Source organism: Noviherbaspirillum sp. (assembly GCF_036846085.1).
GTDB lineage: Bacteria > Pseudomonadota > Gammaproteobacteria > Burkholderiales > Burkholderiaceae_D > Noviherbaspirillum.
The window spans coordinates 1-14713 of sequence record NZ_DAIUCO010000124.1; the positions used below are offsets into that span (position 1 = coordinate 1).

The window sequence follows — 14713 nt, forward strand, 5'->3', positions numbered from 1 at the left end:
AATGGAAGGCGTCAGCCAGGCTTACCACATTCCCATAGGCATGCGCATGCAGGGCACGCTCGATCGTACTGCCCTGCAGCGTGCGCTGGACCGCATCGTGGCACGCCACGAAGCCTTGCGCACGACCTTCGTGCTGGAAGAGGGCCAGCCGGTGCAGCATATCGCAGCAGCCGACATCGGCTTTGCACTGCAGGAACACGATCTGCGCACGCATGCATCGGCAGAAGCGGAACTGGAACGCCTGGGCAATGAAGAAGCCGGTGCACCATTCGACCTGGCAGCCGGACCGCTGGTGCGGGGCCGGCTGATCCGAATAAGCGACGACGAGCATGTATTGCTGGTGACGATGCACCACATCGTCTCCGACGGCTGGTCGCAGGGCATCCTGGTCAACGAATTCAGCACGCTGTACAACGCTTACCGGGACGGCCAGGACGATCCACTGCCGCCGCTGTCGATCCAATACGCCGACTACGCGGCCTGGCAGCGGCGCTGGCTCGACGTCGACGTGTTGCAAGCCCAGGCGGCCTACTGGCAGAAAACCTTGGCCGCGGCGCCGGTGCTGCTGCAGTTGCCGACCGATCGCCCGCGCCCGACGCAGCAGGATTTCACCAGCGGCTACATCGAAGTCGTGCTCGATGCCGAGCTGAGCGGCAAATTGAAGGCGTTGAGCGAGCGTCACGAAACAACCCTGTTCATGACCCTGCTCGCGGCCTGGGCCGCAGTGCTGGTGCGCCTGTCCGGGCAAAACGACATAGTCATCGGCACGCCGGTCGCGAACCGCACGCGCGCGGAAGTGGAACCGTTGATCGGCTTCTTCGTCAATACGCTGGCACTTCGGATGGACCTGTCCGGCGATCCAAGCGTGGCGCAATGGCTGCAACAGGTAAAACAGCAGACCCTCGACGCGCAGAAATACCAGGATTTGCCGTTCGAGCAAGTGGTGGAACTTCTCAACCCCCCACGCAGCACGGCGCACAGCCCGCTGTTCCAGGCCACTTTCTCGTGGCATAACAACGTCACCGGCGATCTTTCCCTGTCGGGCCTGGAACTGCAACCGGTCGGCGCCGCCTACCAGACCAGCAAGTACGACCTGACGCTGAACCTCACCGAACTGGAAGGACGGATCGTCGGCGGCATCGAGTACGCCGCGGCGTTGTTCGATCCGGCAACGATGGAGCGCCACGTCGTTTACCTGCTGCGCATACTGGAGGAAATGACTACGGCCGAGGCGCAAGCCGTGTCGCGATTGCGGATGATTGGCGATGACGAACGGGCACGGCTCCTGGAGGAATGGAATGCGACCGAGGCTCCTTTTCCAAAGGAGAGGTGTGCACACGAGCTGGTCGAAGCCCACGCGCTCGCCCATCCGGATGCGCTCGCCGTCCAATGCGGAACGGAAGAGCTGAGCTATGGCGAGCTGAACGAGTGCGCGAACCGGATCGCGCACCGTCTGCTGGCAATCGGCGCGGGTCCTGAGACGCGGGTTGCGCTATGCCTGGAGCGCGGCGTCGACCTGGTTGTCGCGATGCTGGCGGTACTGAAGGCGGGTGCCGCCTATGTTCCCATCGATCCCGCTTCACCGCCGGACCGCCTGGCTTTCATGCTGGCCGATTGCGCACCCGTTGCGATACTCACCGACGTATCTGCGGACGCGGCGGCGGACACGGTGATGCGCGCGCTGTCCGAACCCCATGCGCCCATCATCGCCGTCGATCATCGCAACCCGGAATGGCTGGATTATCCGGCGCAGGATCCAGGCCGCCGGGCTTCCGGGCTCATGCCGCGCCACCTCGCGTATGTCATCTACACCTCCGGCTCGACCGGCAGGCCGAAGGGGGTGATGGTCGAGCATCGCAATCTGCTGAATCTCGTTGCCTGGAACTGCGATACCTTCGCGGTGAGCCCAGGACAGCGCAGTTCAAGCGTCGCCGGCCTTGCATTCGATGCCGTGGCCTGGGAAATCTGGCCCACACTGTGCAGCGGCGCAACACTGATGCTGCCACCAGGCACGTGCAGCGACCTCGACGCCATCCTCGATTGGTGGGAAAAGACCGACCTGGACGTCAGCTTCCTGCCGACGCCGCTGGCGGAACTGGTCTTCGAGCGCTGCCCGCACAAAGCCGGCTTGCGCACGCTGCTGGTCGGCGGAGACCGCCTGCGCCGCCGCCCGCCGTCCGGCCGGGACTATGTGGTCGTCAATAACTACGGCCCAACCGAGACGACCGTGGTGGCCACATCCGGGTCAATCGACGATGCGACGGACGTATTGCATATCGGGCGCCCGATCGCAAATACCCGCATTTACCTGCTGGATCGCTTCGGCCAGCCCGTGCCGCTCTGTGCGCCGGGGGAAATCCATATCGGCGGCGCCGGCGTTGCGCGAGGCTACCTGAACCAGCCGGAGCTGACGCAAGAGCGATTCCTGCCGGACCCATTCAGCCGCCACGGCGGCCGGATGTACCGCACCGGCGACCTTGCCCGCTACCGGCTCGATGGCGCACTCGAATTCCTCGGGCGCAACGACTTCCAGGTCAAGATTCGCGGCTTCCGCATCGAACTGGGGGAAATCGAAGCATCGCTGGTACGCCATCCCGCGCTCCGTGAAGTGCTGGTGGTGCCCGATGCCGATATCGGCGCCGACGATTCACTGATCGCCTACTACATCACGGTCGACGAAGCGCAGGACATCCCGGCCCAGGCGCTGCGCGCGCACCTGCTTGCCCACCTGCCCGAATACATGGTGCCGGCCGCTTACGTCAGGCTGGACGCTTTCCCGCTCACGGCAAATGGAAAAATCGATCGGGCCGCGCTGCCGGCCCCGCGCGAGGCGGCCCGTGTCGTGCGTAGCCATGTTGCGCCGGAAGAGGGGGTCGAAGCTGACGTCGCGCGGATCTGGAGAGACCTGCTGAAACTTGAGCAGGTCGGACGCGACGATCATTTCTTCGAGCTGGGCGGACATTCCCTGCTGGTGATGAAGATGGTGTCCCGCATCCGGACCGAACTCGGCCTTGAAGTGCCGATGGCCGAACTGTTTGCGCGGCCGACCCTGTCAGCGTTTGCCGGCTCGGTGAAGGAAGCCGCCGCCAGCGATCTGCCGCCCATCACGTCCGTGCCGCGCGATGTACCGCTGGAGCTGTCTTATGCCCAGCAGCGCCTCTGGTTCCTGGCGCAGATGGGCGGCGTCAGCCAGGCTTACCACATGCCCACCGGTGTGCGTCTACACGGCCGGCTGGACCGCGAAGCCCTGCGCCGGGCGCTTGATCGCGTCGTTGCACGGCACGAAGCATTGCGCACCACGTTCGCGCAGGTAGACGGGGTGCCGGTCCAGCGGATTGCCCCGCCGGGCACCGGGTTCCAGTTAGTGGAGTTCGACCTGCGCGCCAGCGGGGATGCCGAGGCCGCGCTGTCTGTCCTGGTCGACGAGGAAGCCGCGGCCGCCTTCGATATCGAGAACGGGCCGCCGATACGCGGACGGCTGATCCGGCTCGGCCAGGAAGAGCACGCGTTGCTGATCACGATGCACCACATCGTTTCCGATGGCTGGTCCATGGGCATCTTCATTCGCGAGATCTCGACGCTGTATCGCGCATATTGCGAGGGACGCGACGATCCGTTCCCGGCGCTGGCGATCCAGTACGCGGATTACGCAGCCTGGCAACGACGCTGGATCTCCGGCGACGTGCTGCAGGAACAGGCGGAATTCTGGAAGCGAACGCTGGCCGACACCCCGGTGCTGTCGAGCCCGCCCGCCGACCGTCCGCGCCCGCACGAGCAGTCTTACGAGGGTGCGGCTATCGGAGTGGAAATCGACGCGCAGTTGACGCGGCGTTTGAAGGAAATCGGGCAGCGCAACGGCGTCACCCTGTACATGACGATGCTGGCGGCATGGGCGTTGGTGATCGCGCGGCTGTCGGGCCAGGATGACGTGGTGATCGGCACCGGAGGTGCGAACCGCATGCGCACCGAGGTCGAGCCGCTGATCGGGTTTTTCGTCAATACGCTCGCCCTGCGCATTGGCATTCCGCAAGACATCTGCCTCGCGGCACTGCTGCAAAACGTGAAATCAATCGCTCTCGATGCACAAAAGCACCAGGATCTTCCCTTCGAGCACGTGGTCGAAATCGCAAATCCGCCACGCAGCACGTCCCACACGCCCTTGTTCCAGGTGATGTTTGCCTGGCAAAACGGCGGCAGCGAAGGGCAGATCGCGATGCCAGGGTTGTCGCTGGAGCCGCTGCAGGCCGCTTACGAAGTCGCGAAGTTCGACATGACGATCAATCTGGCGGAGGAGGGAGAGCGCGTGGTCGGCGGCATCGAGTACGCGACCGCGCTGTTCGATCGCGCGACGATGGAGCGTTATGTCGGCTACTTCCGGAACGTACTCAAAGCAATCGCGGACGACGATGCCGGGAAGGTCGACGGCATCCCGCTCATCGACGACAAGGAGCGCCAGTGGCTGCTTAAGGAGATGAATGACGGCGCGAACCGAATCGCGCCGGAGCAGACCTCCGGCACCTTCGTCCACGAACTGTTCGAGCAGCACGCCGCGCGTGCGCCGCATGCCCGTGCGCTGGTGCATGAAGACACCGAGCTCAGCTATGCCGAGCTGAACGAACGGGCAAATCGCCTCGCGCGCTTCCTGCGCGAGCAGGGTGTCGGCCCGGACACCCTGGTCGGACTCTGCCTGGAGCGCGGCATCGATATGATCGTCTCGCTGCTCGGAGTGCTGAAGGCGGGTAGCGCGTATGTGCCTCTCGATCCGGGGTACCCGGCCAAGCGCCTGGCGTACACGCTGGAGGACTGCAAGCCGCGGCTGATCCTGACCCATGCCGAGATCGGCGAGCCGGCCCGTGCAGTGCTCGATTCGGCGGGAGTAACCGTGTTCGCCGTCGACAGCGAGGCACATCGCTGGCGCGACCACGCAGCGCACGATCTTGGTCGTGCGGAGACCGGACTGTGCCCATCCCATCTCGCGTATGTTATCTATACTTCTGGCTCCACCGGCGAGCCGAAGGGCGTGATGATCGAGCACCGCAATGTCTGGCGCCTGTTCGGTGCAACAGAGCACTGGTTCAACTTTGGCCCGCATGACGTATGGAGCCTGTTCCATTCCTTCGCCTTCGACTTCTCCGTCTGGGAAATCTGGGGCGCGCTTGCGCACGGCGGTCGGCTCGTCATCGTTCCGTCTTTGACGGCACGTTCGCCGCAGCAATTCTATGAGTTGATGTGCCGTGAAGAGGTTACGGTGCTCAACCAGACGCCGAGCGCCTTCCGCCAGTTGATCGATGCGCAGCAGCGCAGTCTCGGTGCGCATGCATTGCGCTATGTCGTGTTCGGCGGCGAGGCACTGGAAACCGCGAGCCTTGCCACGTGGTATGCGGATCGGCGGAACAGCGGTGCGCGGTTGATGAACATGTATGGCATCACCGAGACGACCGTGCATGTCACCTGCCGACCGCTGGAAATCGAGGATGCCGAACGCGAAGGTTTCAGCCCGATCGGCAGCCGGATACCGGATTTGAGGCTTTACCTTCTCGATCGCCATGGTCAGCCGGTTCCTACCGGCGTGGCAGGTGAGATTCACGTCGGTGGCGCCGGCGTTGCACGTGGTTATCTCAACCGTCCCGACCTGAGCGCCGAACGCTTCGTCCCCGATCCCTTCGCAGGGATACCGGGTGCGCGCATGTACCGTTCGGGGGACCTTGCGCGTTACCTTGCCAATGGCGACATCGAGTTCGTGGGCCGCAATGACACCCAGGTGAAAGTGCGTGGCTTCCGGATCGAGCTGCGCGAGATCGAGGCGCGGCTTGCCGCGCATCCCGGCTTGCAGGACGGCCGCGTCGTGGTCAGGGAATACGGCGCAGGCGATCGGCGTCTGGTCGGCTATGCGGTGCCGTCCGAGAAGCAGGCCGCGCCGGTCATGAATGCACTGCGAATGGAGCGGTCCGGTATCGCCGCTGGTGCTGCGCAACTATGCCTGCCGAACAGTATGTCCGTCTTTCACCATAATCAGTCGGAAACCGAATTTCTGTACAAGGAGATCTTCGCAGACCGTTCGTATCTCAGGCATGGCATCCGCATCGCCGACGGCGACTGCATTTTCGACGTTGGCGCAAACATCGGGATGTTTTCTCTCTTCGCTGCGTCGCAGGCCGCGAATACAAGGATCTATGCGTTCGAACCGATTCCGCCGGTCTGCCGTTCGCTGCAACTCAATGCCGAAATGTACGGCCTGAACGCCAAGCTGTTCGAGTGCGGACTGTCGGACCGGACGGCACAGACACGATTTACCTTCTATCCGCACAATACTGTCATGTCAAGCAGCCTGGCCCGCAGCGACGGCGCGCGTCTGACGGTAAAGTCCTACCTGTTGAATCAACAGGACGGGACAGGCGCAGGCATGGCGGGCGATAGCGCGCTGGTGGACGAGTTTGTTGCAGCAAGCCTCGAAAGCGAGGAGTATACGTGCAGCGTCCGACGCCTATCCGACGTGATCGCGGAAGAGGGTGTGGAGCGCATCGACCTGCTCAAGATCGATGTCGAAAACGCCGAATATGAGGTACTGTGCGGCATTGACGACGACGACTGGGCCAAGATCGGCCAGGTCGTGATGGAGGTGCACGACGTCGGCGGTCGGCTGGCACGCATTCTCGAAATGATGGAGGCGCGCGGCTTCGCGGTGCGGCATGAGCAGGACGAATGGTTGAAGAACACGCCTTTGCACAACGTGTATGCGGTTCGACCCGGTCGCGAACCGGTGCAAAACGATTCCGGAATGGAAATAGCGCCGTCCGTCTGGGCCGATTCCGCCACCCTGGTTCGCAACGTACAGGAATACCTGCGCGAGCGCCTGCCGGAATACATGCTGCCGGCCGAGCTGATCTTGCTTTCGGCTATGCCCCTGACCGAGAACGGCAAGCTCGACGTCAAGAGCTTGCCCGCGCCGAGCGGTGGCACGCGCGGTGAGGACTATGAAGCGCCGGTCGGAGATGTGGAGACGGCGCTGGCCGAGATCTGGATGGACTTGCTCAAGCTGCAACGCGTCGGCCGTCGCGATAACTTTTTCAGGCTGGGCGGGCATTCGATGCTCGCGGTTGCACTGACCGAGCGTATGCGGCAAAGAGGGTTGAACGTCGATGTGCGCGCCTTGTTTACCAAACCGACCCTGGCCGAACTGGCCGCGGCGGTCGAAGATGTGGAGATCCTGATATGACACTCCAGCGATGTGCTCGTTCGTGCCGAACGGCGGCGGCAAGCCGGCAAACGCCGTTCTTTTTTATGAACCGGTCCGAGGTCCCATGCCGTTCTTTGAAGTGAAATCGCTATCCCGATATGCCTTTCGCGGGTTGCTGGCGCTTGTTCTCCTGGGAGCAGGTTATGCATTCGTCTACCACCAGGGTTCGGCCGCCGACGAACCGCAATTCATCACCGCCACGGCGGTGGTGCGCGACCTTGAAGAGACAGTTATCGCCAACGGGACGATGCAGGCACTCAAGCAGGTCAGCGTAGGTGCGCAGGTGTCCGGACAGTTGAAGTCGCTCAAGGTTGCGTTAGGCGACGAAGTCAAGTCCGGTCAATTGGTTGCCGAAATCGATTCGACCACCCAGCGACATGCGTTGCGGGACGCGCAAGCCGCGCTGGCCTCCGTACGCGCGCAGCGCCAGGCAAAGGCGGCGCAGTTGCGACAGGCGCAACTTGCGCTCAAGCGCCAGCAGCACATGCACGCGCAAGAGGCAAGTTCGCGCTCCGACCTGGAAGCCGCCGAAACCACCCTCGATACCACCCGTGCCGAGGTCGCTGCGCTCGACGCCCAGATTGCGCAATCGGTAATCGCGGTCGACAAGGCGCAGACCGACCTCAACTACACGCGCATCACCGCGCCAATGGATGGCAAGGTTGTCGCGGTCCTGGCCCAGGAAGGCCAGACGGTGAACTCCGTCCAGGCGACGCCGACGATCGTCAAGCTGGCGGAAATGGACACGATCACAATCAAGGCACAGATTTCCGAAGCAGACGTGACTCGGGTTCGGGTCGGACAAGCAGTCTACTTCGCGATCCTCGGTGAGCCCGACATGCGCTACCAGGCTGTATTGCGAGCTATAGAACCAGCGCCAGACTCGATTGCCCAGGAAACGATTCCGGGTGCGGGTCAAAACGGGAATGCCAGCACGGCGGTCTACTACAACGCGTTGTTCGATGCGCCGAACAAGGATGGAAAGTTTCGCATCGGGATGACGGCAGAAGTGCACATCGTTCTGGCCAAGGCGCAAGACGCCGTTACGATCCCGTCGGCAGCTCTGGTCAAGACCGGTAGCGCGGGCTCGCAGCAGGTGCGCGTTGTCAACGCTGATCGGCAAGTTGCATTGCGTCCCGTCCGGCTTGGCATCAATAACGGTATCGACGCCCAGGTGCTGGAAGGGCTGGCCGAAGGCGAACGTGTCATCGTCGGCGATATGGCGTCCAGCCAAGGATCGGACAAGGCCAAATGAATGGCGCCCCCCTCATCGAGATCACGGAGCTGTGGCGGGACTTCCCGACCGGCGACGAAACCGTATCCGCGCTCAAGGGTATCAATCTCACCATTCGCGCTGGCGAGATCGTCGCTATCGTCGGGTCTTCGGGCTCTGGAAAATCAACACTGCTAAACATACTCGGCTGTCTCGATCGTCCTACCCGGGGGAGCTACAAGGTGGCAGGCCAGGAAATAGACCGCCTCGATCCGGATGCACTTGCCCGTCTGCGGCGCGAGCATTTTGGTTTCGTTTTCCAGCGGTATCAACTACTGGACGAACTCAGCGCTGCCCAAAATGTCGAAATGCCCGCAACATATGCCAATCTGGGCCGCAATGCGCGACGTGAACGCGCACACCAACTGCTAAACCGACTCGGTATGGCGGATCGCACCCGGCATCGGCCGTCACAACTCTCGGGCGGACAGCAGCAGCGGGTTAGTATTGCGCGTGCGCTGATGAATGGCGGCGATGTCATTCTGGCGGACGAACCAACCGGTGCGCTCGATACGCGAACCGGCAGCGAAGTGATGGACGTGTTGCGCGCACTTCATGACGATGGGCACACTATCATTATCGTGACGCACGACATGAAGGTGGCAGCCCATGCAGACCGTATCATCGAGCTCAGCGACGGCGTGGTTGTCTCCGACCGGCTGCAAGGTCAGGCCGCAGGCGTGGTCAGACTTCCGGGCGCGACTCGCGCTTCCACTTCCGCGTCCAGCAGCCGGGCGGCGTCAGCCGTCGTCGATCGATTCCGCGAGGCGGGCAGGATAGCAATGCGTTCGATGCTGTCGCACCGCCTTCGTACATTTCTAACGATGCTGGGAATCATCATCGGCATCGCCTCGGTAGTACTGGTCGTCGCGCTCGGAGAAGGTGCCCGGCAGCGCATTTTGGACGACCTTTCAACCCTGGGTGCCAATGCGATCGACATACTTCCGGGCAAGTCCCAAGGCGATGAGCGCGGTCTGGGCAAGGAGAATCTGGTTCCTGCCGACGCCAAGGCATTGACCGCACAGGTGTACGCCGCCAGCGTCACACCCAGAGTGATGGCAAGTGCCACCGCGCGTCATCGCAACGTATCTGCGCGCGTCTCGATCAATGGCGTCGGCGCGTCCGAGTTCAGCTTGCGTTCGATGAAATTCATACAAGGTCAGCCGTTCGGCGAGCGCAGCATAGATCGTCTGTCGCAGGATCTCGTTATCGACCAGAACACGCGCGACCGATTTTTCGGGCGGAATGCCGATGCAATCGGCAAGGTGATGTTCGTGGGGAAGATTCCGGCAAAGGTCGTCGGTGTCGCGGAAGCGCGGCAAAGCCCTTTTGTCGACAACCAGAACCTGAACGTTTGGATGCCGTATTCGACAGTGATGAAACGGGTGCTGGGCCAGTCCCACCTGGAAGTGATCACGGTACAGGTGCACGACGATTTGCCGGTCGACGCGGCCGAGCGGAGTATCGATGAACTTCTTAGCGCACGCCACCGGGGCAAAGATTTCCACCTGGTCAACGCCAACAACATGCGCGAGGCGATCGAGAAGACGACAGAGACGTTGACGTTTCTCATTTCCTCTATTGCCCTAATCTCGCTCGTGGTCGGCGGCATCGGGGTCATGAACATCATGCTGGTCTCTGTCACCGAGCGCACCGCCGAGATCGGAATACGAATGGCAGTCGGTGCGCGCCAGTCGGACATCATGCAGCAGTTCCTGATCGAAGCGGTGCTGGTCTGCCTGATCGGTGGCCTGCTCGGAATTGCTTTTGCATTCGCGTTCGGCATCCTGTTCACCGAAATCAGCCAGCGCACAGCGATGTTCGCCGTAGGGGGCATTAACCTGGTCTACTCGAACGCTTCGATATTGGTCGCGATACTGGTTTCGACCTTGATCGGGGTTGCGTTCGGCTTTCTGCCGGCTCGCAAGGCGGCGCAACTCGATCCGGTACAGGCGCTTGCGAGGGAATGAGAATGGAAATCGGACTCGGGACGCGTGCAGTTTGCGCAATCGCCATCCTGCTTCTGGCAGGCTGCGCCGGCTTGAAGCGTTCGCCGCATGTCGCACCCGATACGCGCACTCCCGGAGAATGGCAATACGCATCGGCTGGAGCGCAGGCAAATAAAACGGAAGGCTGGTGGCGCAGTTTCGGCGATGCCGAACTGGAAACGCTGATCGATACCGCGCTGTTGCGCAATACGCGAATTGCTGAGGCAGCCATCACCGTGCGTCGTGCCCAGCTTGCAGCCGGGTTAGCTGAGGACCGAAGCACACCTTCCTTCAGCACCACCTTGGATACGGAAATGCGGCGCGGCCTGGACTCCACCAACAACATGTTGAAGCGCAGCTTCGGCATTACTGGTGGCGTGAGCCACGATCTCGACCTGTGGGGCAAGCTCGCGGCCGAGTACGACGCAGCCACACTAGAAGCCAGGGCGACTGCCGAAGACAAGGAGAACATAGCCTTGGCCGTGGTCGGTACCACGATGACGCTTTACTGGCGCATTGCCTATCTGAACGAACGCATTGCACTGACAAGGCAAAATGTCGCCGCATTGGAAAGAATCCTCGATCTGACACGCGTTCGTTATGAAAGCGGCGCGCTTTCCCGTTTCGAGGTGCACCAGGCGGAGCAGGTGGTGTTCGCGCAGCGCGCAAATTTGTCCCAATTGCAGCAGCAGCGCGTGGAAAACCACAATGCGCTTGCCATCCTGCTCGATGGGCCGCCACAAGCTCCGCGTACTGAACCGCTGCGGTTGCCGCGCACTGCATTGCCGGCGGTCGATCTTGGCCTGCCTGCGCATATGCTCGGGCGTCGTCCCGACCTCCGCGCGGCCGAGTTGCGCTTGCGCGAGGCGCTCGCCATTTCGGATGCCGCCCGTGCCAGCTTCTATCCCACCCTGAAGTTGACAGGAGGCCTTGGCAGCACGAGCATCGAACTTGCCCAGATCTTGAAAAGCCCGGTTGCTGTGCTGGGCGCGGGCGTAACACTGCCATTCCTGCAGTGGAAAGAAAGGCAACTCAACCACGATATTGCCAAAAGCGATTACGAAAGGGCCATCGTCACTTTTCGTGCAGCCCTGTACCGGGCGTTCAGTGAAGTGGAGAACGCCCTCTCTGCGCGTAGCCGTCTTGAGGAGCAACACGTATTGCTCGAAAAGTCGCTTGCCGCGGCCGAAGAAATGACGCGGATTACCGAGATTCGTTACAGGGCCGGAGCGATCCAACTGAACATCCTGCTAGATGCCGAGCAGACACGCCGCGATGCGGAGGCGGCGCTGCTGGAGAACCGTGTCAATCGATTAACCAATATCGTCGATCTCTTCATCGCGCTCGGAGGCGAGGCACGCGCGGTGCAGTAGCCGGTGTCCGCTTGGACCCCGGCGTCGCGTCGCCTCCCAGCGTATCTATTCCCCTTTTACTTTTCCCGGAACCTGGTCCGCGGTATTCCGGATTTTCAGCCGTCACATTGCTCTCCACCCGAACTCGCTGAAAAAAATTCAGCAATTTCAGTAGCTTACGCAAGCGCTTTGCATGGCACGCAACATGCTGATATCCCGCTTCGGTACAGATAAATACATCGGACGCAAAAGGAGACCCGGGTGACGCTAGACGAGCTCTCGAGACAGCTTGGCCAGGACAATTGGACGTTATCGGTCAAGGACGCCGAACTCGCCATCCACGGCAAGCGCCGGGTATTTGCGCCATCCATGCTCGCAATGTTGCCTTATGATAAGTCCGCGCTCGTCGGGCTCATCAAGCCCGGACGGTACGCGGTACTGAAGCATCTTGAATGCCACGAACCGGAGAACGTAATTCGAGCAAACTCTCCACCCATCATTCGCGAAGAGGTGAACCCGCGCATGAGCGGGCCATGCCCCGCATCCTCTAGACGCCGATCTTACCCGTCACTTGCACCTCTTGCAGTTGCAAACTTCGCTATGCAGCGGGTCGTCGCATTAGCTTGCGCAGCATATGGCGCGAGACATCGAACTCAGCAGCGAAGACATAGTGCCTCCGCCATCTCGGTGGCGGGGCGACGTTCGTTCGCATCGTGCAGGTGCCAGGGCGCAATGGAGTTAGCTGCGACAACCTTTCTACAGGCCCCGGGGTTTGGAATGCCAGAACTAACGTCGAACGCTTTGTACATAGGATAGCTAGCAAAAAGGCGTCCTCCAGGAATTTGGAGAGCTGCCGGAAGAGAAGAATAAGAGGAGACAGCAGTGACGGTTATCGAACTTTTGGCGCAACTGAATCGAATTAATATTGCGCTCTCCGTTAAAGGTTCGGATCTGGCGGTGCATGGGAAAAAAGATGTCCTTGCTCCTGCTCTCGTCAATCTTCTCCGGCAACACAAGGACGAACTGTTCGAACTGATAAAGTCAGGTCAGTACGTTGGTCCGAGAGAAACGGTAGTCGTGGTCCCGCCGAATGAGATCCCGGCGGGGTGCGACGATATTACCCCCGACATGCTGCCGCTCGTGGAGTTGACGGTCGACGAAGTCGCTGCCGTTGTTGATCGAGTTTCCGGTGGCGCAGCCAATGTGCAGGACATTTACCCGCTGGCGCCGCTGCAGGAAGGTCTGTTGTTTCATCACTTGATGAATAGCGGTGCCGACCCATATCTACTGCATGGCCTTTATCGTTTTGCCAGCCGTGCGCTTCTTGACAAGTTCGTCCAGGCAGCACAGGCGGTGGTCGACCGCCACGACATTCTGCGGACGGCGATACTGTGGGAGGGCCTGCGGGAGCCTGTCCAGGTGGTGCAGCGACGAGCCTCTTTAGTGGTTGAGGAGGTTGCGCTCGACACCCTGCCGATTGATACGGTTGAACAGTTGCGCGAGAAATTCAATGCGCGAGGTTTTCGTATGGACGTGCGGCAGGCTCCGTTAATGCGCATATGCTTTGCGCATGAGCCGGCGACCGATCAGTGGACGGTGCTGCATCTGTTCCACCATCTGGTGGTTGATCACACGACGATGGATATTCTGCGCCATGAAGTTGAGATGATCATGGCGGGGCAGTCCCATCTGTTGCCGCCGCCGCTTCCATTTCGTAACTTCATAGCCCAGGCTCGGTTGGGAGTGAGTCGCCAGGAACATGAAGCGTTCTTCCAAACGATGTTGAGGGACGTGAACGAACCGACGATACCATTTGGCATTGCCACGGTCGACGGCGACGGATCAGGTATTGACGAAAGCAGGCACGACCTTGCACCGGAGCTTGTGAAACGATTGCAGATGAGTACACGTGCGCTGGACGTGAGCATGGCCAGCGTATGCCATCTGGCATGGGCGCAAGTACTGTCTCGCATCTCCGGGTGTGACAACGTTGTTTTCGGTACGGTACTTGCCGGGCGCTTGCAAGGGGGTGAAGGTGCTGATCGAGTCCTGGGCATGTTCATCAACACGCTGCCAATCAAAATTCAGATCGGTGAAGAATCTGTAAAAGCCAGCGTTCAGCGTACGCATTTACTGCTTGCCGAGCTTCTCCGGCATGAACATGCGCCTCTTTCGCTTGCGCAAGGTTGTAGCGGTATCGCGGCGCCGACACCATTGTTGACGGCAATCCTGAATTATCGCTTCAACGCGAATGTCGGACACGATCCGGAAGGCGCGATGGAAGACGCACCGCCAATCGGAAATGGTATCGAATTTCTGGGTTCGGAGGAGCGTACCAACTATCCGCTTTGCCTGAATATTGACGATTCCGGGGCCGGCTTGACATTGAATGTACAGGCGCAATCGCCGATCGACCATCGCCGCGTATGCGGCTATATGGAATCAGCATTGGAACGCTTGGCGGACGCTTTGGAGCACGCACCAAATGCGAGGCTTCGCAGCCTCGATATATTGCCGCAAGTAGAGCTTCGTCAGCTGCTATTGGAATGGAATTCCACCGAAGTGGATAATTCGCATGACCAGTGCATCCACCGCCTGTTCGAAGCGCAGGCCGGGAAGACACCAGAGGTTGTCGCAGTGGTGTTGGAGGACAGGCAGCTGAGCTACGGCGAGCTCAACGCACAAGCCAACCGTCTGGCGTGTTATCTGCGCAAGCTTGGCGTGGTTCCCGACGCGTGCGTTGCGATCTGCATGGAACGTAGTCTCGACATGGTGGTTGGTTTGCTGGCCGTACTCAAGGCCGGCGGTGCCTATGTGCCGCTGGACCCGGACTACCCGGCAGACCGGTTGTCCTACATGCTCG

At 61.0% G+C, this 14713-nt stretch carries 5 protein-coding genes; all 5 read left to right on the forward strand.

Translation table 11 applies throughout. The features are described 5' to 3' along the window. Positions 1-7216 (forward strand): amino acid adenylation domain-containing protein (locus V7080_RS15015; protein ID WP_334189202.1); only part of this gene is annotated, 7216 nt, incomplete at its 5' end. 85 nt (positions 7217-7301) lie between these two features. After that, positions 7302-8492, forward strand: a complete 1191-nt coding sequence (locus V7080_RS15020) for an efflux RND transporter periplasmic adaptor subunit (RefSeq protein WP_334189203.1) — start codon at positions 7302-7304, stop codon at positions 8490-8492. Then, a complete protein-coding gene (locus V7080_RS15025) occupies positions 8489-10480 on the forward strand; it encodes a MacB family efflux pump subunit (RefSeq protein ID WP_334189204.1) in 1992 nt (663 codons plus the stop codon). Before V7080_RS15020 ends, V7080_RS15025 begins: the two co-directional genes overlap by 4 nt. A 2-nt stretch (positions 10481-10482) precedes the next feature. Then, positions 10483-11871, forward strand: coding sequence for a TolC family protein (locus tag V7080_RS15030; RefSeq protein ID WP_334189205.1), 1389 nt, complete (start codon positions 10483-10485; stop codon positions 11869-11871). Positions 11872-12732: 861 nt separating this feature from the next. Continuing rightward, positions 12733-14713, forward strand: a 1981-nt coding sequence (locus V7080_RS15035) for a condensation domain-containing protein (RefSeq protein ID WP_334189206.1), incomplete at its 3' end; no start/stop codon positions are given.

Coding starts and splice junctions, on each gene's coding strand:
- V7080_RS15020 (WP_334189203.1), top strand. CDS start 7,302: ATGCCGTTCTTTGAAGTGAAATCGCTATCCCGATATGCCTTTCGCGGG.
- V7080_RS15025 (WP_334189204.1), top strand. CDS start 8,489: ATGAATGGCGCCCCCCTCATCGAGATCACGGAGCTGTGGCGGGACTTC.
- V7080_RS15030 (WP_334189205.1), top strand. CDS start 10,483: ATGGAAATCGGACTCGGGACGCGTGCAGTTTGCGCAATCGCCATCCTG.